This is a genomic window from Acidaminococcus massiliensis, from assembly GCF_900095825.1.
GTDB classification, from domain to species: Bacteria; Bacillota; Negativicutes; order Acidaminococcales; family Acidaminococcaceae; genus Acidaminococcus; species Acidaminococcus massiliensis.
The window spans coordinates 2,572,275-2,593,395 of sequence record NZ_LT608315.1; the positions used below are offsets into that span (position 1 = coordinate 2,572,275).

At 53.4% G+C, this 21,121-nt stretch carries 13 protein-coding genes, 2 tRNA genes, 3 rRNA genes and 1 other RNA gene; 2 read left to right on the forward strand and 17 right to left on the reverse strand.

Translation table 11 applies throughout. The features are described 5' to 3' along the window. The first annotated feature begins 347 nt into the window (after nt 1-347). A complete protein-coding gene (locus tag BQ2657_RS12290) occupies nt 348-1,109 on the forward strand; it encodes an alpha/beta hydrolase family protein (RefSeq protein ID WP_075580882.1) in 762 nt (253 codons plus the stop codon). A gap of 288 nt (nt 1,110-1,397) precedes the next feature. On the opposite strand, the gene ftsY is transcribed toward BQ2657_RS12290, so the two are convergent. The 14 genes from ftsY to BQ2657_RS12360 all read right to left on the reverse strand — a co-directional run bounded on the left by ftsY (nt 1,398) and on the right by BQ2657_RS12360 (nt 17,121). Next, nucleotides 1,398-2,315 carry a signal recognition particle-docking protein FtsY gene (gene ftsY / locus BQ2657_RS12295; protein WP_075580883.1) on the reverse strand — a complete coding sequence of 306 codons (918 nt, stop codon included), beginning with the start codon at nt 2,313-2,315 and terminating at the stop codon, nt 1,398-1,400. Further along, on the reverse strand, nt 2,312-5,875 hold the full coding sequence (gene smc / locus BQ2657_RS12300) for a chromosome segregation protein SMC (protein ID WP_075580884.1): 3,564 nt from the start codon (nt 5,873-5,875) through the stop codon (nt 2,312-2,314). Before smc ends, ftsY begins: the two co-directional genes overlap by 4 nt. Before the next feature lie 12 nt (nt 5,876-5,887). After that, the gene (pyrR, locus tag BQ2657_RS12305) at nt 5,888-6,439 is read right to left on the reverse strand and encodes a bifunctional pyr operon transcriptional regulator/uracil phosphoribosyltransferase PyrR (RefSeq protein WP_075580885.1); all 552 of its coding nucleotides are present in this window, start codon (nt 6,437-6,439) and stop codon (nt 5,888-5,890) included. 15 nt (nt 6,440-6,454) lie between these two features. Then, complete coding sequence (locus BQ2657_RS12310; protein WP_261796531.1) at nt 6,455-7,447, reverse strand: RluA family pseudouridine synthase; 993 nt, start codon at nt 7,445-7,447, stop codon at nt 6,455-6,457. After that, nucleotides 7,390-7,848 carry a signal peptidase II gene (gene lspA, locus BQ2657_RS12315; protein ID WP_075580886.1) on the reverse strand — a complete coding sequence of 153 codons (459 nt, stop codon included), beginning with the start codon at nt 7,846-7,848 and terminating at the stop codon, nt 7,390-7,392. Before lspA ends, BQ2657_RS12310 begins: the two co-directional genes overlap by 58 nt. A 43-nt stretch (nt 7,849-7,891) precedes the next feature. Then, nucleotides 7,892-8,074: non-coding RNA, 6S RNA (gene ssrS / locus BQ2657_RS12320), on the reverse strand. An 83-nt stretch (nt 8,075-8,157) separates the two neighbouring features. Then, on the reverse strand, nt 8,158-8,946 hold the full coding sequence (locus tag BQ2657_RS12325; protein WP_075580887.1) for an enoyl-CoA hydratase-related protein: 789 nt from the start codon (nt 8,944-8,946) through the stop codon (nt 8,158-8,160). A gap of 167 nt (nt 8,947-9,113) precedes the next feature. After that, nucleotides 9,114-9,230: ribosomal RNA gene (rrf, locus tag BQ2657_RS12330) — 5S ribosomal RNA — on the reverse strand. Nucleotides 9,231-9,298: 68 nt separating this feature from the next. Continuing rightward, nucleotides 9,299-12,203 (reverse strand): 23S ribosomal RNA (locus BQ2657_RS12335). A gap of 273 nt (nt 12,204-12,476) precedes the next feature. Continuing rightward, nucleotides 12,477-12,552: transfer RNA gene (locus BQ2657_RS12340), tRNA-Ala, on the reverse strand. A gap of 71 nt (nt 12,553-12,623) precedes the next feature. Further along, nucleotides 12,624-12,700 (reverse strand) — tRNA-Ile (locus tag BQ2657_RS12345). Between the two features lie 105 nt (nt 12,701-12,805). Further along, a 16S ribosomal RNA gene (locus BQ2657_RS12350) occupies nt 12,806-14,362 on the reverse strand. Together the 16S, 23S and 5S rRNA genes with 2 tRNA genes alongside form the textbook arrangement of a ribosomal RNA operon. A gap of 352 nt (nt 14,363-14,714) precedes the next feature. Beyond that, nucleotides 14,715-16,235, reverse strand: a complete 1,521-nt coding sequence (locus BQ2657_RS12355; RefSeq protein WP_075580888.1) for a hypothetical protein — start codon at nt 16,233-16,235, stop codon at nt 14,715-14,717. A 10-nt stretch (nt 16,236-16,245) separates the two neighbouring features. Continuing rightward, nucleotides 16,246-17,121: a DUF2971 domain-containing protein gene (locus tag BQ2657_RS12360; RefSeq protein WP_187119210.1), complete on the reverse strand. Its 876-nt coding sequence runs from the start codon at nt 17,119-17,121 to the stop codon at nt 16,246-16,248. Nucleotides 17,122-17,340: 219 nt separating this feature from the next. Between BQ2657_RS12360 and BQ2657_RS12365 the strand changes: the two genes are divergently transcribed. After that, nucleotides 17,341-18,051 (forward strand): LytR/AlgR family response regulator transcription factor, encoded by a 711-nt coding sequence (locus tag BQ2657_RS12365; protein ID WP_075580890.1) that lies wholly within the window; start codon nt 17,341-17,343, stop codon nt 18,049-18,051. Nucleotides 18,052-18,102: 51 nt separating this feature from the next. Here BQ2657_RS12365 and BQ2657_RS12370 read toward each other — a convergent pair whose 3' ends face one another. From BQ2657_RS12370 to BQ2657_RS12380, 3 genes are read right to left on the reverse strand one after another with little or no spacing between them, the layout of a single operon-like run. Further along, nucleotides 18,103-19,491, reverse strand: coding sequence for an NAD(P)/FAD-dependent oxidoreductase (locus BQ2657_RS12370; protein ID WP_075580891.1), 1,389 nt, complete (start codon nt 19,489-19,491; stop codon nt 18,103-18,105). Beyond that, nucleotides 19,488-20,447: a serine hydrolase gene (locus tag BQ2657_RS12375; RefSeq protein ID WP_075580892.1), complete on the reverse strand. Its 960-nt coding sequence runs from the start codon at nt 20,445-20,447 to the stop codon at nt 19,488-19,490. The genes BQ2657_RS12370 and BQ2657_RS12375 overlap by 4 nt, the downstream gene beginning before the upstream one ends. Then, nucleotides 20,444-21,118 carry a M48 family metallopeptidase gene (locus BQ2657_RS12380; protein WP_187119211.1) on the reverse strand — a complete coding sequence of 225 codons (675 nt, stop codon included), beginning with the start codon at nt 21,116-21,118 and terminating at the stop codon, nt 20,444-20,446. The genes BQ2657_RS12375 and BQ2657_RS12380 overlap by 4 nt, the downstream gene beginning before the upstream one ends. Between the last annotated feature and the right edge of the window lie 3 nt (nt 21,119-21,121).

Consider the following 21,121-nt stretch of genomic DNA (forward strand, 5'->3'; position numbering starts at 1 on the left):
CAGGTCCCGACAAAATGCAGTACGCCCTTATCCACGTACTCCTTACGCCACTTCCTCAAGAATCTTCAGCAAAACAAATCGGTAATCTGGTTCCCCTCAAGTTCCCGGTTATCGATAAGCGTTCCTCCCTTCTTACGATTCTCTTTATTGACAGCTTTTCATTCCTATGTCATTTTTATAATTTACCATAGTTTTTTCACATATTCAATAAAAAAATATATGTGTATATCTATATTTTTTGATTATGTTACATGAGTATACAGTAAATGGGCAGATCGTCCTCTGGCAAATCTTTCCGATCTGTTCTATACTATTACCCGTGACCAAAAGGAAAGGATGCCTGCAGCATGGAAAAATACATCGATATCAACGAAAAGGGGTTCAGCATCCGGTGTAAATTGTTCTACCAAAAAGATTTCCGGAACATCCCCAGCTTAGTGATCTGCACCCATGGATTCGGGGGCAATAAAGAAAATCATTCTGCCGCCAAATTCGCCCAGCAGCTGATCACCAAGTATAAAGGATACGGAGCCCTGGTATTCGACTGGCCCTGTCATGGAGCGGATGCTCGGAAGAAGCTGGTGCTGGAAGAATTCATGACCTACCTGACCCTGGTGGTGGACTACGCCCGGAAGGAACTCCATGCCGCCACTCTCTACAACTACTCCACCAGTTTCGGTGCCTATCTGACGTTGAAATACATGGCGGAAATCGGGAATCCCTTCAAAAAAGTGGCTCTCCGCTGCCCGGGGATCCACATGTCCCAGCTGGTGAAGAATTACCTGTCTCCAGAAGAAATGGAGAAGTTGGAAAAGGGCAAGGAAGTCCAGGTGGGTTACGAACGAAAGATGAAAATGGACAAGCAGTTCGTGGACGACCTGGAAAAATCCGACGTGCGGAAGTACGAGTACTTCGACTGGGCGGACGATATGCTGATTCTCCACGGTACGAAGGACAAACTGGCCCCCATCGAAGATTCCCAGGAATTTGCCGAAAACAACGTGATCACCTTCATCCCGGTGGAAAACGCCAACCACACCTTTTCCGACCCGAAGACCAGCGATTTCGCTGCCCACACGATTGTGGAATTTTTCGGACCGGAAAAATAAAAAAGGGGGGGTGCACGTAACGTGCAACACCCCCGGTCTCATAAGCCGCATAGCGGCTCGGTCTCGGGTCTCGAGTCTCGAGCCGAATGAGAAATTTGCAAGCAAATTTTTTGAATGTACAAACCCTAATCTGCTAACAATAAGATATTCGTTTCTATATCCAGCACGATACTGGTTCTACACCTTCAAAAAAACCTGGCCATGGGGACAGGTTCTATCCAACGGCTCGAGACTCACGACTCGAGACCCGAGACCTCAAAAAGGGGGTGCTGCTCTCGCAGCACCCCCTTATTTTTTCGTCTCAAACAATGCTTCTACAAACTGCTGGGGATCGAAAGGCCGGAAATCCATCATCCCTTCCCCAATGCCGATCCATTTCACATCCAGCCCCAGTTCTTCCTTGATGGCGACCACCACGCCCCCTTTGGCGGTGCCGTCCAGTTTGGTGAGCACCACACCGGTCACATGGGCGGTTTCCAGGAAGATCTTGGCCTGGCTGATGGCATTCTGGCCAGTAGTGGCATCCAGCACCAGCAGGGTCTCATGGGGACCGTCAGGGATTTCTTTCCGGATTACCCGGTAAATTTTGTCCAGTTCTTTCATGAGATTGGTCTTGTTGTGGAGCCTCCCGGCCGTATCCACAAACAGCACATCTGCCTTTCGGGCAATGGCCGCCTGGACCCCGTCATAGACCACCGCCGCCGGATCCGCTCCATCCCCGTGGGCGATCACATCCACCTGGGCCTTCTTCCCCCATATCTGGAGCTGTTCCGTAGCACCGGCCCGGAAGGTATCCGCAGCGCACATCATCACCTTGTAGCCCATGAGACGGTAGTAATTGCTCAGTTTGCCGATGGTGGTGGTCTTCCCCACCCCGTTGACTCCTACTACCAGCACGATGGAAGGATGACCTTTGAAGCGCATCCGAGGCCCCGTGGTCTTCAGCATGTCGGCGATATAGTTTTTCAGGAAGGGCAGGGCTTCTGCCGGCGATTTAATCTGCCGAGTGGCTGCCGCCTTCCGGAGGGCAGCCATGATCTTTTCCGTGGTCTTGATCCCCACATCCCCGGCTACCAGGATCATCTCCATCTCATCCATGAAGTCGTCATCCAGTTCCACGCTGGCTCCCACCAGCTCTTCCATCTGTTCGGTGAAATTTTTCCGGGTCTTGCTGAGCCCGTCTTTCAGTTGTTCCATAAAACTCATGATTCCGGTACCTCCGATAATTTCACAGACAGGACCCTGGATACCCCCGATTCTTCCATGGTGACCCCGTGGAGTACATCTGCAGCCTCCATGGTTCCCTTCCGATGGGTAATCACAATGAACTGGGTCTTCTGTCCATATGCTTTCAGGAATTGGGCAAAACGGTCGATATTGGTTTCATCCAGCGGGGCATCGATTTCATCCAGGATCACAAAAGGTGCCGGCTGGTAAGTCAGGAGGGCGAAAAGCAGGGCGATGACGGTGAGGGCCCGTTCTCCTCCGGAAAACAGGGAAAGATTCCTCATCTTTTTCCCCGGCGGCTGGACTTCGATCTCGATGCCCGATTCCAGGATATGGTTTTCATCCTGGATCCGGAGCCGGGCCCGGCCTCCTCCGAACAGCTTTTCATAACAGTCTCCGAAATACCCGTTGATCTTGCTGAAGGCTTCCCGGAACCGGCGGGTCATATCTGTATTGATACCGCTGATTACGGTTTCCAGTTGGGCTTTGGCCTGGGTCATATCTTCATACTGGCCCTTCAGGAAGTCGTACCGTTCCCGAGCCGCCTGGTATTCTTCTTCGGCCGCCTGGTTCACCGGTCCCAGCTCCGTCAGTTCTTGGGAAGCCTGGGCTTCCCGTCTTTTCAGTTCCCCCTCCGGCAGTTCTCCGGGCAGAGCTTCCTCCCGAGCCGTTTCCTCGGTAAGTCCATAGGCTTCCATCAGCTGCTGCCGGCCGTGTTCGGCTTCCGCCGCCTTTTTCACCTGTTCCATCTCACTGTTGTGGAAACGCTGCTGGATGCTGGCTTCCTGTCCCTTCAAGATGATTCCCTGCTGGGTCAGCTGCTGCCGTTTGGCCAGGAACGCTTCCTTTTCCTGGAAGAACTGCTGCCGCGCCCCCTGGGACCCGGCCAGTTCCTGCTCCAGGGCCGTGAGCTTTTCCGCCAGTCCTGTCAATTCCTTTTCGCAGTCCTTGATCTTCGCTTCCTGCTGCTGGGCTTCCTCTTCCCCTCGGGTGATCTCCAGCTGGGTCTTTTCTCCCAGCTGATCGATGGACTGGATCCGGGCGTTCAGGGCTTCCAGCTGGCTTTTCCCTGCATTGACGGAAATCAAGGCATCCTGGTGCCGGCGGACAGCCGCTTCCAGCCGGGTCCGCTGTTCCACCAGTCCCTCACTGAGGGCCTGGGCCGCTTTTTTCCCTTCCAGATCGTCATTTTCCAGCTGCTCCACTTTGGGGGCCAGTTCCTGGACTTGGGCTTGGAGCGCCAGGAATCGCTCTGTTCCCTGCCGTTTCTCCTGCAAAAGCACTTCCATTGCTTCCTGCTGCTTCTTTTTCTGAGCCGTTTCCTGCTGGACCCGCGCCTCAGTCCCGGCTTTTTCCACTTCGATTTTCTGGAGTTCTTCCAGACACTGCTGCCGGGCTTCTCTCTGTTCCCGGCCCCGCTGGGTCAGGGCTTCCAGCTGCTGCTGACAGGCTCCGCAGGATGCTTCCAGCTGCTGGGCTTCCTCCGTGAGCTGCCGGATTTCCTGTTTCCGGGAGAGGAAACTTTTTCCCGGCTGCTTCTGGCCGCCGCTGAGGGAACCGCCCGCATAGACCACATCCCCTTCTAAGGTCACCACCCGCACCCGCATATCGGTTTTCCGGGCAGCTGCCAGGGCATGTTCCAAGGTATCGGCTACCAGCACCTGACCCAAGAGGAACTGGACTGCCGGCCGGATTTTTTCCTCACAGCGGACCAAATCCGCAGCTATGCCGATGATGCCCGGACAGTCCAAAGCCGTTTTTTCCCGGCTGCCCAGGAAGCGTGGCCGCAGGGTATCCAAAGGAAGGAAGGTAGCCCGTCCTCCCTGTTGCTCTTTCAAATAGGCAATGGCTTCCTGGGCCGCCCGTGCATCTTGGGTGATGATGTTCTGGAGTGCGCCTCCCAGGGCCGTTTCCAAGGCGGTCACATAAGCATCTTCTACCGTAAACAGTTCCGCTGCCACGCCGCAGATCCGTTCTTGGAAAGGAGCCCTGGCTCCCAACACCGTCCGCACCCCTTTGCTGAATCCTTCATGCTCCCGTTCCATAGCAGAAAGCACTTGGAGACGGGCTTTTTTCTGGTTCAGGGTCCGCTGGGCACCTTCCAGCCGGCGGTCCTCTTCCCGGTAACTTTGGACGCTTTTTTCCAGTTTCTCATTCAGCTGCCGGGCCTGTGCCTCCAGCTGCTGTTTCCGGCTTTCCAAGCCTTCCAGCCGGGATTTCTCTTCCTGGAGCTGTTCCGTCACGGCCTGGAGTCCTTCTTCTCCTTCCCGGATTTTTTCCTTCAGCTGTTCCTGCTGCCGATGGAGCCGTTCCTGTTCCTGCCGCACCCCGGACAGCTGATTCCGGGTCATCACCAGGGTCCGCATGCTGTCAAAAGCCTGCGCCTGGTAAGTCTTTAGTTTTTCCTCTGCCCCCTGGACCACTCCGGTAAGGGTTTCCTTTTCTGCAGCAGCCTTTTCCAGCAGTTTCTGAGCCCGGTACTGGGTTTCTTCCAGTTTATCATACTCCTCAGTCACCAGGTTCAGGTTCTCCTGGCTCTGGGCCAGTTCTTCCTCCCATCCCTTCCGGCTCTTGGCCAATTGAGCAATCCGGTTCCGGCTCTGCTGGATCCGTTCTCCCAATACAGCCTGTTGGCTCCGGTAGCCTGCGGCTTCCTTTTCCCGAGCCAATGTCTTTTCCTGGTAGGCATTATAGGCGGTTTCCCGTTCTTGGAGCTGCTGCTCCAGGTCTTTTTCTTGTTTTCCCAGGGTACTTGAAAGTTCCGCCAATTCCTGGAGCTGTTTTTCCAGGCTTTGGAGTTTTTCGGTCAGCTGCTCCTTCTCTTTTTCTAGAGAAGCCAGCTGTCCCAAGATCCGGGTCACCTTCACCTGCCGCAGCCGGGCACTGATTTCTTTATACTGCCGGGCTTTTTCCGCCGCCGCGGCCAGGGGGACCAGCTGATTCTCGATTTCATTCTGGATATCATGGATCCGCAGCAGGTTAGCTGCCGTATCATCCAGCTTCCGCAGGGCTTCCTTTTTCCGCAGACGGTACTTGGCGATCCCTGCCGCTTCCTCAAAGATGGCCCGTCGGTCTTCCGGACGGCTGTTGAGGATCTCGTCGATCTTATTCTGGCCGATGATGGACAGGGATCCCCGCCCCAGCCCTGTATCCGCCAAAAGGGCCACTACATCCTTCAGCCGGCAGTTTTTCTGGTTGATGGAATATTCGCTGTCCCCACTCCGGTACACCCGGCGCTGGAGACATACTTCCTCGAAATCCACCGGCAGGCAGTGGTCCGTATTGTCGAACACCAGGGATACTTCCGCCATCCCCATAGGCCGGCGGCCGCTGCTTCCGGCGAAAATCACATCCTCCATCTTCGTGCCCCGGAGGTATTTCACGCTCTGTTCCCCCAGGACCCAGCGGATGGCATCGGAAATATTGCTCTTGCCGCTGCCGTTGGGCCCCACAATGGCAGTGATGCCCGGTTCGAATTCGATATTCACTTTGTCTGCAAAGGATTTAAACCCATGGGCTGAAAAGCTTTTTAAACGCACGGCATTCCCTCCTCAGGCCCGGAGGTCCGACAGAGACACTTCATCATTCCCGTCGATTTCCGCCAGTGCCACATCCACAGTCTCGCTGTTGCTGGTAGGGACATTCTTTCCCACATAATCGGCCCGGATGGGCAGTTCCTTGTGGCCCCGGTCCACCATCACCGCCAGCTGGATGGCTTTGGGCCGCCCCATGTCGATCAGGGCATCCAGGGCACTGCGGATGGTCCGGCCGGTGAAAAGCACGTCATCCACCAAGATCACGGTTTTCCCATTCAGATCGAAATCGATGTCCGTCTCACTGATCACCGGGTTGTATCCCAAGGTGGACAGATCATCCCGGTAAAGGGTGATATCCAATGATCCCACCGGCAGTTTCACTCCTTCGATCTGCTGGATTTCCCGGCTCAGCCGGTCAGCCAGAGGGACGCCTCGGGTGCGGATCCCCACCAGTACCACATTTTCCACACCCTTGTTCCGTTCCACGATCTCATGGGAGATCCGGACCAGAGCACGGCGCATGGCATCGGCATCCATAATGGTTTTTTTCTTGACAGAAGTGGTCATAACGATTGCCTCCTTTTAATGGAACTGCCCGTGGCGCAGACGGGTCAGGATGGTTTGCATATCTTCCGGCACCGGAGCCGTAAACGTCATCCATTCTCCAGTGCGGGGATGGCGGAAGGTGAGCTGCTCCGAATGGAGCGCCTGTCCGCTGATGGAAAAACAGGTCTTCTGGGGGGCATATTTCGGGTCTCCCACCAGGGGATGTCCGATATACGTCATATGCACCCGGATCTGATGGGTCCGCCCCGTCAGGAGACGGCAGCGGACCACGGTAAACTTGCCATACCGTTCCAACACTTCATAATCCGTAGCCGCCCAGCGGCCTCCCTGGGGAACCACCGCCATCTTTTTCCGGTCCCGGGGATCCCGGTCCAGCTGGGTCTCGATATGGCCGTGATCTTCTTTGATATTCCCCCGGACAATGGCCAGATAGGTCCGTTTGGCTTCTTTTTTCTGGATCTGTTCTGCCAAGGAAAGGTGGGCCTTGTCATTCTTGGCGCAGATCATCACCCCGCTGGTATCTTTGTCCAGCCGGTGGACGATGCCGGGCCGGATGACCCCGTTGATCCCCGAAAGGTCTTTGCAGTGGTACAGCAGGGCATTGACCAGTGTCCCATCCGGATTCCCAGCTGCCGGATGGACCACCATACCTCGAGGTTTGTTCACCACGATTACATCCTCGTCCTCGTAGAGGATATCCAGCGGGATATTTTCCGGCTTTGCCTCCAGATCCGCCGGAGGCAGCACCGTAACCTGGAACACATCGCCAGTTTTCACTTTATAGTTGGCCTTCACTGGCTTTCCTTCCCTGGCGATCAGTCCTTCCTGGATGTCATGCTGGACATTGGACCGGGTGCATCCCAGCCGGGCTGCCAGGAACACGTCCGCCCGCAGGCCTTTTTCTTCTGCCGTGGCCGGATCCGTCACCGTCAGGGCGGCCCCTTCTGGAATCACTTTTTTTTCTCCGGGCTGGTTTTCTTCCCGGATTCGTTCTCCAGCATACTCCATACGATCAGCCCCACTCCCAGACAAATAAAGATATCCGCCACGTTGAACACAGGCCAGAAATGAAAGTCCACAAAATCGATCACATACCCGGTGGCGATCCGATCGATCAGGTTCCCCAAGGCACCTCCCAGGAACAGTCCCGTTCCTAGCCGGGCTTTGGGGCCTTCCCGCCGGATGTGTTCTCGGAGCAGGAAAATGGCTCCTGCCGCAGCCAAGGTAATCACCACAAAGAAGGCCCGCTGGTATTCCAACAGACCGAAGGCGGCTCCCGGGTTCAGTACATAGGTACAGCTGACCACCCCGGGAATCACCGGAAAATTCATGCCGACAGTCATAGTATGGGTAATGAAAAGTTTGGTGATCCGGTCCAGCAGGACCACCAGGAAAATCTGGATGAGCATCAAATGCAATAGGCTCCTTTAGCTATTTTGGTATAAAAAAAGAAAGAGCCCTACAATGCCGTACCAATTCCGAGTTTTGAACCTGCCTAAGCAGGTGGGTGCCCTCCCTGTCATATCTGATGTCCCCTCGAAAGGGCATATCATCAACGGCCGGAGTTCACGGGCTCCCTTATAGAGAGTGTTGGCTCAAAACATATGGAATTCGACTCGCACATCGGAGGGTTGCTCTTTTATCTGTATTATACAGCCTGATGGACAGATTGTCCAGTTTTTCAAAATTTTTTTGGAAGCCAGTCCTTTTTGTATCCTTTATTTTCCTAGGAATACAGGTTTCCGTTTTTCTAGGAAGGCTTTCATGCCTTCTGCCTGGTCCAAAGTGGCAAAGCAGTTTCCAAAGACCTGGGCTTCATAACTGAGAGCCGAAGCAAGGTCCATGGACATGCCATGGTTGATGGCATCCTTGGCAGATCCAATGGCAATGGGACCTTTCTCCATGATCTTCCGGCAGACTTTTTCACAGGTATCCAGCAGCAGTTCCGGAGGAAGAACCCGATTCACAAGCCCGATCCGGTACGCTTCCTGGGCATCGATCAGGTCACCCGTATAGATCATTTCTTTGGCACGCCCCTTCCCAATGAGCCGTGTCAGCGTCTGGGAACCGCCGAAACCGGGAATGATCCCATAGTTGACTTCCGGCTGTCCGAATTTCGCTGTGGTGGATGCATAGCGGAAATCGCAGGCCAAGGCCAGCCCCAGTCCTCCGCCCAGACAGTACCCATTGACAGCACCGATCACCACCATAGGAAGATTTTCGATGGCATTGAACACTTCATGGCCAAAACGAGAAAAGGTCATGGCCTCATGGGCCGTCATCTGACTCATGGCAGTCAGATCCGAACCGGCCACAAAGGCTTTTTCTCCTGCACCCTGCAGGATCACGGCCTTCACCCGTTCGTCATTCCGCAGCCCATCGATACAGCTCTTCAGTTCCTGAAGCGTCAGGATGTCCAGCGCATTCAAGACTTTGGGCCGATTGATACTGACAATGGCCACGCCTTCTCCTTTTATCGTTACTAATAAATTTTTGAATTTTTCCATAGTTCTCTCCATGATTTTAGATTTTTTAGAATATTTTATCCTATTCTTTCCATACTGGCAAGACAGAAAACAAGATTTCTCAAAAAGTTTTTAAAAAGTTTATATTGGCAACTGCTCCTTTACCTACACAAAAACGCCTGCATCTCACGATGCAGGCGTCTTCTCTTAACCGGCAGCTCCCTATCCTCCCGGACCGTTTCCAGTCGAGTACTTTCGGCGTATAAGGGCTTAACTGCTGTGTTCGGCATGGGAACAGGTGGATCCCCTTAGCTATCGCCACCGGATTATATAACTGAAGGCATGAGCCCTCAAAACTTCATGAAGAGACGTTCTTTCATCTAACGGCCCGATTTAAGTCAAGCCCTCGACATATTAGTACAGGTCAGCTTAACATATCACTACGCTTCCACACCCTGCCTATCAACCTGGTCTTCTTCCAGGTGTCTTACCAGCTTATGCTGTGAGAGATCTCATCTTAAGGATGGTTTCACGCTTAGATGCTTTCAGCGTTTATCCGTTCCGGACGTAGCTACCCAACTATACCCTTGGCAGGATAATTGGTACACCAGCGGTCCGTCCACTCCGGTCCTCTCGTACTAGGAGCAGCCCCCTTCAAATCTCTTGCGCCCGCGATGGATAGGGACCGAACTGTCTCACGACGTTCTGAACCCAGCTCACGTACCACTTTAATGGGCGAACAGCCCAGCCCTTGGGACCGACTTCAGCCCCAGGATGTGATGAGCCGACATCGAGGTGCCAAACCTCCCCGTCGATATGGACTCTTGGGAGAGATTAGCCTGTTATCCCCAGGGTAGCTTTTATCCGTTGAGCGATGGCCCTTCCACTTGGATGCCACCGGATCACTAAGCCCTACTTTCGTACCTGCTCGCCGTGTTTGGCTCGCAGTCAAGCTCCCTTCTGCCTTTACACTCCGCGCGCGGTTTCCGTCCGCGCTGAGGGAACCTTTGGGCGCCTCCGTTACTCTTTAGGAGGCGACCGCCCCAGTCAAACTGCCCGCCTAACACTGTCCCGGCGATCGTTGCTCGCCCGGTTAGAATCCCGATAATTGAAGGGTGGTATCCCAACGGCGGCTCCGGCAATCCCAGAGGACTGCCTTCCGTGCCTCCCACCTATCCTGTGCATCAAGTATCAGAACCCAATATTAGGTTACAGTAAAGCTCCATGGGGTCTTTCTGTCCAGTCGCGGGTAACCTGCATCTTCACAGGTATTTCAATTTCACCGGGGCCCTCGTTGAGACAGTGCCCAAATCGTTACACCTTTCGTGCGGGTCGGAACTTACCCGACAAGGAATTTCGCTACCTTAGGACCGTTATAGTTACGGCCGCCGTTCACTGGGGCTTCAGTCGAATGCTTTGGGTCGAACCCGGACATCCTTCTTTAACCTTCCAGCACTGGGCAGGTGTCAGCACCTATACTTCAGATTTCTCTTTCGCAGGCACCTGTGTTTCTGGTTAACAGTCGCTTGGGCCTCTTCTCTGCGACCACACCGGGCTCCAGGAGCAAGTCCCTTCACCTTTGTGGCTACCCTTATCCCGAAGTTACGGGTACATTTTGCCGAGTTCCTTAACGAGGGTTCTCCCGCGCACCTTAGGATTCTCTCCCCGCATACCTGTGTCGGTTTACGGTACGGGCGGCAGCTTTCTCACTAGAAGCTTTTCTCGGCAGCGTAGGCTCAATCCCTTCGGGAACAAGTTCCCTCCGCGTCACGCCTCAGCCTTGGTTACCGGATTTGCCTGGCAACCAGCCTACACGCTTGCACACGATCTACCAATCTCGTGCGGACCTGCCTTCCTGCGTCACTCCTTCGTTCAAACGATCACTGCCGGTACTGGAATATCGACCAGTTGTCCATCTCCTACGCTCTTTGCCTCGGATTAGGTCCCGACTTACCCTGAGACGACGATCGTTGCTCAGGAATCCTTATGCTTTCGGTGGAATGGATTCTCACCATTCTTTTCGCTACTCATGCCAACATTCTCACTTCCCACCAGTCCACCGCACCTTCCAGTACGGCTTCAGCCCGATGGGAACGCTCCTCTACCACGCATGCCTGAGCATGCATCCATAGCTTCGGTTCCATACTTTAGCCCCGGGAATCTTCGGCGCAGGGCCTCTCGACCAGTGAGCTATTACGCACTCTTTAAATGGTGGCTGCTTCTGAGCCAACATCCTGGTTGTTTATGAGACCCCACATCCTTTTCCACTTAGTATGGCATTGGGGACCTTAGCTGATGGTCTGGGCTGTTTCCCTTTTGACAACGGGACTTATCTCTCGTAGTCTGACTCCCAGGCTCTGCAGCATAGCCATTCGTAGTTTGACAGGGTTCGGTAACCATTACAGTCCCTATCCCGATCAGTGCTCTACCGCCTATGCTTACTGCCTGAGGCTAGCCCTAAAGCTATTTCGAGGAGAACCAGCTATCTCTGCGTTCGATTGGAATTTCACCGCTACCCACGATTCATCCGAAAGTTTTTCAACACTCACCGGTTCGGTCCTCCACACGATTTTACCCGTGCTTCAACCTGATCATGGGTAGATCACTACAGTTTCGGGTCTACGAACACCAACTCATCGCCCTTTTCAGACTCGGTTTCCCTACGGCTCCGCATTTCCTGCTTAACCTCGCTGGTGCCCGTAACTCGTTGGCTCATTCTTCAATAGGCACGCCGTCGCTTGCGCTCCGACTGCTTGTAGACATACGGTTTCAGGTTCTCTTTCACTCCGCTCCCGCGGTTCTTTTCACCTTTCCCTCACGGTACTATGCGCTATCGGTCACTAAGGAGTGTTTAGCCTTGGAGGGTGGTCCCCCCGACTTCCCGCAAAATTCCTCGTGCTTCGCGGTACTCTGGATACTGGCCACTCATCCGATCTTTAATCTACCCGGCTCTCACGGTCTGTGGCTCACCTTTCCAGGTGATTCGACTAGATTGGACTTCGCTTATGCCAGTCCGTAACCCCAGGGAGCCGAAGCTCTCTGGTTTAGGCTCTGCCCTCTTCGCTCGCCGCTACTGTGGGCATCTCGTTTGATTTCTCTTCCTCCGGCTACTTAGATGTTTCAGTTCACCGGGTTCCCCTCCCGAAGGATGCCATCCCATGACGGATGGCGGGTTTCCCCATTCGGACATCCACGGATCGAAGCCTGCTTGCGGCTCCCCGTGGCTTTTCGCAGCTTACCACGTCCTTCATCGGCTCTTAGTGCCAAGGCATTCACCGTATGCCCTTAGTAGCTTGACTTAAAATTGCTTCGATAAATTGTCTGCTCCTTTGTCGCTCGTCGTTCGCCATCCTCGACATACTAGAGTATTGTCTCCGGTGGCTCTCTTCCTCGCTTCGCGGATCAGAGCAATTTCTCTTCGCAATTTTTCTGGTTCAGTACTAAGGAACTTACGTTCCCTGGTATTTCTCGTTACTCGTTTCTAAATTCGCATTTAGATCAGAGGTGCTTAGACATTCATCACAATGTCTAAGACTTTGTTTGTCTCTTCTATGAAGTTTTCAAGGTTCATGTGGTGGAGACGAGGAGAATCGAACTCCTGACCCCCTGCTTGCAAGGCAGGTGCTCTCCCAGCTGAGCTACGCCCCCGCTATATTTCGACTGTCGCATGACGGCAGACCGAAAACCATATCATACAATCCATTTCAATTTCAAGAAATTGGTGGGCCTAAGAGGACTCGGACCTCTGACCTCACGCTTATCAGGCGTGCGCTCTAACCAGCTGAGCTATAGGCCCATGGATCGTTTGAGGGTGAAGCCCTCAAAACCGAATATTGTTCTTGACAGATGTGCGTCGACGAAGAATAGAAGCAAGCCCTCAGGCTCCTTCGGTTCTCCCTAGAAAGGAGGTGATCCAGCCGCTCGTTCTCGAACGGCTACCTTGTTACGACTTCACCCCAATCATCGGCCCCACCTTAGACAGCTGACTCCTAAAAGGTTATCTCACCGGCTTCGGGTGTTACCAACTTTCGTGGTGTGACGGGCGGTGTGTACAAGGCCCGGGAACGTATTCACCGCAGTATGCTGACCTGCGATTACTAGCGATTCCAACTTCACGCAGGCGGGTTGCAGCCTGCGATCCGAACTGGGGTCGGGTTTCTGGGATTGGCTCCGCCTCGCGGCTTCGCTGCCCTTTGTTGCCGACCATTGTAGTACGTGTGTAGCCCAAGACATAAGGGGCATGATGACTTGACGTCATCCCCGCCTTCCTCCAGGTTATCCCTGGCAGTCTCCTATGAGTCCCCACCTTCACGTGCTGGTAACATAGGATAAGGGTTGCGCTCGTTGCGGGACTTAACCCAACATCTCACGACACGAGCTGACGACAGCCATGCACCACCTGTTTTCGTGCTTCCGAAGAAGGGGACCTATCTCTAGGTCTTTCACTCAATGTCAAGCCTTGGTAAGGTTCTTCGCGTTGCGTCGAATTAAACCACATACTCCACCGCTTGTGCGGGCCCCCGTCAATTCCTTTGAGTTTCAATCTTGCGATCGTAGTCCCCAGGCGGGGTACTTATTGCGTTAACTCCGGCACAGAAGGGGTCGATACCTCCTACACCTAGTACCCATCGTTTACGGCCAGGACTACCGGGGTATCTAATCCCGTTTGCTACCCTGGCTTTCGCATCTCAGCGTCAGACACAGTCCAGAAAGGCGCCTTCGCCACTGGTGTTCCTCCCAATATCTACGCATTTCACCGCTACACTGGGAATTCCCCTTTCCTCTCCTGCACTCAAGACTTCCAGTATCCAACGCCATACGGGGTTAAGCCCCGCATTTTCACGTCGGACTTAAAAGCCCGCCTACATGCTCTTTACGCCCAATAATTCCGGACAACGCTTGCCACCTACGTATTACCGCGGCTGCTGGCACGTAGTTAGCCGTGGCTTTCTCGTCAGGTACCGTCACTGCCGAAATGTATTGTAGATCGGCACGTTCGTCCCTGACAACAGAGTTTTACAACCCGAAGGCCTTCATCACTCACGCGGCGTTGCTCCGTCAGACTTTCGTCCATTGCGGAAGATTCCCCACTGCTGCCTCCCGTAGGAGTTTGGGCCGTGTCTCAGTCCCAATGTGGCCGTTCATCCTCTCAGACCGGCTACTGATCATCGCCTAGGTGAGCCGTTACCCCACCTACTAGCTAATCAGACGCAGGCCCATCTTCTGGCGATAGCTTACAAGTAGAGGCCATCTTTCATCCCCTCTCCATGCGGAGAGGGGATCACATTCGGTATTAGCATCCCTTTCGGAATGTTGTCCCCAACCAGAGGGCAGGTTGCCTACGCGTTACTCACCCGTTCGCCACTAAGAACATTCCGAAGAAAGTTCTCCGTTCGACTTGCATGTGTTAAGCACGCCGCCAGCGTTCGTCCTGAGCCAGGATCAAACTCTCCCAAATAGATATTTTGAAGAGCCGCTTGGCTCTTGAAAAACTAGCTTTGATTTTTTAACCTGGTTGTCATCCAGGTGACTCGATCTCATCACCGTAAAGGTGACTTGACCCGCACATCTGTCAACAATATTCAGTTCTCAAAGTTCGTCTCGCCGTCTCAGTGACAGCTATTATATATTAGCAGATTTATTCTTCTTTGTCAACAACTTTTTTCTTTCAATGTTTCAACTGAAACATTCCATTGTTGAAAAGCAGATTACCTGCTGCTTCCTCAAAGAGTAAGCTTGTATAGTATAGCAAACACCGGAAAGACTGTCAACTGTTTTTAGTGAAGAAGGAAGAGTGCAGAGCCCTCTCCCTACTTCAACAGCTGTTCCGCTTTTTCCTTTACGTCCTGGTTGTTCTCCCGGACCAGGAGTTTTTCCACCCCATCCCGGATTCCGCCGCTGAGGCTGTATCCCAGATCTTTCCATTGTGTGAGGATTTCCAGGGCGGTATTCCGGTTCATCAGAGCCGGAGATCTTAAGGCGGTGAGGAAGATTTTTTCTCCGGTACCCGGAAAGCCATACAGTTGGCTGAGGATCCGGTTCAGATCCATATATACCCCGTTCAATTGTTCCTGGAGGGACACCTCCCCATCCTGCCGTTCGCCAAAGGCCTTTTCGAATCCGGGGATCAGTTCTTCATACAGTTCCATCACATGATGGTCGTGGTGCTTGTCTCCAGTCAAGGCATAGGGCAGCAGATCCACATGGTCCAAAGGAGCCTGGAGTACCAGTTCCACTGCCTGCTGGACGTAGGGAAGGTCCAGGGTCCGGGCCAAGTCGAAGCCTTCCCCTTTTTTCATGGCCTGCTGGACGGTCTGGGCACAGGCAAAAGATAGGAGCAGTTTGCCGCAGGCCTGTTTCACCGTCTCCTGTTCTTTTCCTTCCAGTTTACCGTGGGCATACTGGAGGATCCGAAGGATCACTCGATAGTCGTCCAGTTCTTTTTCCTGTTCTGCGCAGTGCCGGAGAAATTCAGTGAGCAGCTTTGCCGGCTGGCGGATTTCCGAAATCCCCGGCACCGGTTCATCCACCAGCAGGGCATCCACTAAGGCTTCAGCTCCTTCAAAAGCCTTGGCCGTCAGAGTAGGCCGTTCCAGGACTCCCAGAAGATCCACATGATCTGCCAGGAGCCGGGCAGTGTATTCCGGGTTCACATCATTGTCCCAGCCTTCTTCCAACATCCACTGCCGGATCTGGGCAGTCCGGGGTTCCAGATATTCCAGGGCAGCAATCCGTCCCCAGCCGTATACCTGCCGGGCAGTCTGGAAGATTTCTTCCTGGCCGTCATTCCACTGGAGAAAGTCCCGCACACAGAATAAGGTGAATTCATTGCACCGGGCCAGGAGCCGGATATCTTCCGCCACTTCTTCTTCCTCCTGGAGGTCGAAAAATTCCAGCAGGCTCAGAGCGAACTTGATGATTTCTCCCTGATCCGCCTCTTGGAGCAGCCGATGGGCAAACCAGATCAAAGGTTCTGGATCAAGTTCTTCCCGATGGGCATCGACCCATTGCTGGAGGGGCAGTACATAGGAATTCATGAGATGGCCTTCCCCATCTCCGAAAAAATCCTTCAATCCCTGGACAGCCTGGTCATACTCCCCGCTGAGGACCTGCCGGAGAACTGCTTGGAGTTCCGGGCTTTCTTCTTCTCCTTTTTCCAGGCCGGTGAGGTTCCCTTCCATAAAGCCATCACTATAGAAAAATCCCTGGGCCGGGGCTCCCGGTTCCAATGCCTGCTGCAGGGAAAATTCCCGGGGCAGCCGGCCTCTTTCATCCAAGGCATCGTAGATCCTTTCCAGCACGGAAGGTGCTGTAAAAGCAAAATTCTGCATGTTTTTCTCCTTATCGATAGGAACTCCTGGAAATCCTCAGCCGGATGTTCCGATCGTCATAGCCATTGGCCGCCAGGAACATCTTCAGGATATCCATTTGTTCTTTCATTTCATTTTTCGGTCCCAGGACGATTTCCCGGACACTGCTTTTGGCAAAGGGCATTTCTGTATAAGGGACCAGCCTCCCCGGTTCCGGTCGGAAATGGATCTGCCGATAGGCTTTCCGGTTCCCTGCGGCCATGTTCCCTTGAGCATCTTTCAGCAGGACGGGCAGCCACAAGGCACGAAGCTCTTTTTCCGAAGCAAAGCTGGCATCCTTGCAGTAGTACCGCAGGGAAGAGAACGCTGCATCGTCAGCAATGGCCCGGCGGATTTCCCGTTCGTTCAGATGCCGCCCACGGGTCAGCCGCATGCGGATCCAGTTCTGGGCCAGGGAAAGGAACTGTTCTCCACTGCCTTCCTGCATATAGATGACCTTCTTCAGGTAATATTTATTGGCGAAATCCGCATTCAGGTGGACTGTGGAACAGTCAAAATCCATCTCCCGAGAAGAAAAGCCGATGGCGAATCCCTGCCCGTCATCGGCATACGAACGCCATTGGGGCAGGATATCTCCTTCTTCCGAAAAACAGCCCAAATAGATGAAACAGGCTGAGTGGCGGTAATACAGTTCCCGTGCTGTTCCCACCTGGGCCCTCTGGATCTCGCCAGTTTCCACCAAGCCGGTGAGAGCCTGTTCAAAGACAGGGTCCAGCATCCGGTTCTCCCAGGCATCATTGGTGAAAGATGCTTCTGTCAGCCAAAGACACTGGTTCCGTAAAATGTTAAAGAAACCGCTGGTAGAACAATAGTGGTAAATCATCCGGTCTTCCTGACAAGTCGACATGATGTGCGCCCCTTCTCTCCCAGCCGTAACCTGGACGAATCCGACTGGGGTATAGTCACTCTTAGTATTATACCGTAAGCCAGGGAAATTTGCTTGCAAAAACTTCATGTATCCTTATGGGAAGCACAAAATAAAATAATTTTCTGCTTTTTATGACGATTTGTGATATACTGTACAAGTGTAAACTTTTTAAAATATACAAGAACGGAGGCTTCTATCATGTTCCATATTGCCCTTTGTGACAGTGACCATGCCACTATTGCACGACTCACCCGCTATATCCATCAGCTCCCGCATCCCACTGATGCCATGAAAATCTACCCGTTTTCCAGCGGCAATACCTTGATCGAAACCTGCCGCCGCAAGATCCATTTCAACCTGGTGGTCCTAGGGTCTTTCCAGGGGGAACATCACCATCTGAAAATCGCCCGGGTGCTGCGCCGCTTCGATTCCTTGGTCCCCATTATGGTCATTTCCGATCACATCCAGGATTCCCTGGCCGGCTACGAGATCCCTTTGTACCGTTATTATCACAAATCCGTTGCCCCCTTTCTCTTCCAAAAAGATCTGCAGCATCTGCTGGAAAGCAATTCCTGTCCCCAAAACCATTCCTATCTGTTCAGCAACTGGCAGGGGCTGCACCATGTCCTGCTGAAGGAAATCCTCTTTTTCAAATCAGAGGGATCCCGGATCCTGGTTGCCACCCAGCGGGGCTCTTTCATCTACAGGGATTCCATCCGGAGCCTGGAAGTCCGTCTCCAACGATACAACTTCCTGAGAATCCACCGCAGCTATATGGTGAATCTCCACTGGATCCGGAATATCCGGGGTGAAGAGGTGACCCTGCTGAACGGAAGGATCCTCCCTCTGGCCAAGACCCGTTCCAAGATGCTTCGGGAGAGCATGGTCAGCCAGCTGGGACAGATATGAAAAGAGGTGCTGCCCCAACAGCACCTCTTTCACCGATCCAGTGTCCTTTTTCTACCCTTTCATCCTTTCCCCGATGATCCTGGCTACATAGACACCGCTGGCACTGGCCTGGCTCAGTCCCCGGGTAATGCCTGCGCCATCTCCGATGGCAAAGAAATTGGGCAGCTTCGTTTCCAGCTGGCCATCTAATTCCAACCGGGAACTGTAGAATTTCACTTCCACTCCGTACAGAAGCGTGTCATCATTGGCAGTCCCCGGAGCCACTTTGTCCAGGGCATAGATCATCTCGATGATATTGTCCAGATGCCGTTTGGGCAGCACCAGGCTCAAGTCTCCAGGCACTGCATTGAGGGTGGGCCGAAGAAAGCTCTGCCCCAGCCGATGGGAATTTGTCCTCCGTCCCTTGATCAAATCTCCAAAACGCTGGACCAGGACCCCGCCTCCCAGCATATTGGAAAGGGAAGCAATATGCTTGCCATAGCGATGGGGTTCCTTGAAAGGTTCTGTGAATCGATTGCTCACCAGAAGGGCGAAGTTGGTATTGCCGCTGTTTCTTTTCGGGTCACTGAAACTATGCCCGTTGACGGTGATGATGCCATCGGTATTTTCTGCTACCACATAACCATTGGGATTCATGCAGAAAGTCCGCACCCGATCTCCATATCCCTTGGTCCGGTAGACCAGTTTGGCTTCATAGACTTCATCAGTGATCTCCTGGAATACCGCCGCAGGGACCTCCACCCGGACCCCTACATCTACCTGATTGTTGGTCAGTTCCAGTCCCAGGCCCTCGCACTGATCGGAGAACCATTCAGCCCCAGCCCGGCCGGGAGCGCCGATTAGGTAGGTACACTGAATGCTGTCTTCCCGGTCTTTCAAAAGCACTTCATAGCCTTCGCTGCAGGGGCGGAAAGATTCCACCTGGGTGTCACATTGGATCTCAATGCCATGTTCCAGCAGGAACCGGTAGATGCTGGCCATGAGTTTCCGGTTATTGTCCGTTCCCAGATGGCGCACCTTGGCATTTAAAAGGTGCAGATCCACCCCCAGGGCCTTCCGGCCGATCTTACAGTTTTTGGTGGAATAGACTTCCCCAGGAGCACCATGTTTCAAATTGATGCCATCCACATAATCGATCAATTCCATCACGGTCTTTTTGGGGATATAATCACTGAGCCACCCACCGAATTCCGTAGTAAAGTTGTATTTCCCGTCAGAAAACGCCCCTGCGCCCCCAAAGCCCCGCATGATGCTGCAGGGAGTGCAGCGGACACACTTTTCCACCTTGCCGGCAATGATGGGGCAGTTCCGGAAGTCGATGGCATGGCCTTCTTCCAGGATCAGGACTTTCACTTCAGGATATTTCAGGACAAACTCATATGCTGCATAAATGGAAGCCGGGCCGCCGCCGATAATGGCCACATCGACTTTTTTCTTCATTTCTTGAACACCTCTTTGTCATTGACTGTATTGAAGATAATGGAGGAAATCTGGTTGATGGTCTTCCTGCTTTCTTCCGGACGCACCGCTTTATCCATCAAAATGGCCAACACATATTTTTCCTTCCCGTAAATGATGCCGGCAGAACCCAGGACCGCCCCCCGGTCGGACTGGAGGCCGGCGATTTTCGTCTTCTTAGGCAGCAGGGCTCCCAGCATATCCCGCCCAGGCTGTTTCCGCAGGAGTCCCACCAGATAAGCATCCTGTTTCTGAGATACACATTTCCCCTCATAAAGCCGGGTCAGCAGATTCACCAGATCGTTGACGGAAGTATAGCTGAGCTGCCGTTTCTCCTGAGGGGCCAGAACATCTTCTCCATTTTCCCCAGAGGGCAGCTGATGGATGCCGATGACCGTATCTGCATATCCCTGTTTGGCCAGCCAGCTATTCAGGTCCTCCCGGCCGGCAATCCAGATCAGCTTATACAAAGCTGTAGCATCATTCTGGAGCAGCATGTCCTCCAGCAGATTCTGTACCGTAAGACGGCTGCCTACCGGCAGTTTCCCCAAAACTGGGCTGTCCGGACGGAAATCCTTTTCCCGAAGCGTATAGACTTCGTCCAGTGCCAGTTCCTTGTCTTCCACCTGCCGCAGCACGCCGGCAGCCACATAAAGACGCACCATGTCCCCCGCCGGCATCTTCCCGGAATAATTGTAGAACACATCTTCATTCTCCAGGGAATGGTAATAGACAGAACAGGCGGCTCCGCTCTGGGCGATGACATTGTTCAAATAATCATAGGGCAGTTTGGTATCCTGGGAATGGACCGTCTGTGCCTGCTGAGCCTGCTGCTGCTGTTCCAGATATTTGGGACTCCGGTGGAGAAGGGTGATGGACACCGCCCCCACCACCACAAGAGCGATGAAGCAAAGGAGGATCTTCTTATTAATGCTCATAATGTACTCATGACCTTTCTATGGACCTTCAGCCACTTTTCCCGTTCCCTGTAATCCGGCAGGATCCGGGCCACAGAGAGCCAGAAGGCTTTGTTATGGGACATATTCCGGATATGGCAGAGTTCATGGACCACCACATAGGCAATGACCTCCCGAGGACAGAATACCAGAGGCCAGGAGAAGCCCAGTTCCCCTTTATAATTGCAGTACCCCCAGCGGGATCGGGCCCGGCTGCATTTTACCCGGGGCAGAGGCAGCCCCATGAGGGACGCATACTGGCTGACCATTTCAAACAGTATCGGTGCCAACTGCTGGATCAGGAAGCGGACCAGACTCTCCCGGGTTTCTTCCAGGCCCATAAAAAGGTTCCCTGACTGGAGCCGGAATCCTTTTCCCGGCTGCCGATGCAGGGTGCAATCCTGTCCGAACAGCAGGAAAGTCTCCCCCTCCTCCAGTTCCAGAGTCCGGTGTTCCGACTGTTCCCGGCGGACCTTTTCCTGGGCCCGCTTGATCCATGATTCTTTTTTTGCCACTACCTGTTCCAGCTGCCGTCGGGAAAGGCCGTAAGGGATCCGCAGGACCAAGGTCCCATCTCCGCAGACTTCAAAACCGATACTCCGGCGCCAGGACTGGATGATCCGGGCATTTTTCAACAAAGATTGATCTATCATAGC

Bases quoted from the DNA above. Each gene is read 5' to 3' on its own strand.
- BQ2657_RS12290 (WP_075580882.1), top strand. From the start codon at position 348: ATGGAAAAATACATCGATATCAACGAAAAGGGGTTCAGCATCCGGTGT.
- ftsY (WP_075580883.1), bottom strand. From the start codon at position 2,315: ATGAGTTTTATGGAACAACTGAAAGACGGGCTCAGCAAGACCCGGAAA.
- pyrR (WP_075580885.1), bottom strand. From the start codon at position 6,439: ATGACCACTTCTGTCAAGAAAAAAACCATTATGGATGCCGATGCCATG.
- BQ2657_RS12310 (WP_261796531.1), bottom strand. From the start codon at position 7,447: ATGGAGTATGCTGGAGAACGAATCCGGGAAGAAAACCAGCCCGGAGAA.
- lspA (WP_075580886.1), bottom strand. From the start codon at position 7,848: ATGCTCATCCAGATTTTCCTGGTGGTCCTGCTGGACCGGATCACCAAA.
- BQ2657_RS12325 (WP_075580887.1), bottom strand. From the start codon at position 8,946: ATGGAAAAATTCAAAAATTTATTAGTAACGATAAAAGGAGAAGGCGTG.
- BQ2657_RS12355 (WP_075580888.1), bottom strand. From the start codon at position 16,235: ATGCAGAATTTTGCTTTTACAGCACCTTCCGTGCTGGAAAGGATCTAC.
- BQ2657_RS12360 (WP_187119210.1), bottom strand. From the start codon at position 17,121: ATGTCGACTTGTCAGGAAGACCGGATGATTTACCACTATTGTTCTACC.
- BQ2657_RS12365 (WP_075580890.1), top strand. From the start codon at position 17,341: ATGTTCCATATTGCCCTTTGTGACAGTGACCATGCCACTATTGCACGA.
- BQ2657_RS12370 (WP_075580891.1), bottom strand. From the start codon at position 19,491: ATGAAGAAAAAAGTCGATGTGGCCATTATCGGCGGCGGCCCGGCTTCC.
- BQ2657_RS12375 (WP_075580892.1), bottom strand. From the start codon at position 20,447: ATGAGCATTAATAAGAAGATCCTCCTTTGCTTCATCGCTCTTGTGGTG.
- BQ2657_RS12380 (WP_187119211.1), bottom strand. From the start codon at position 21,118: ATGATAGATCAATCTTTGTTGAAAAATGCCCGGATCATCCAGTCCTGG.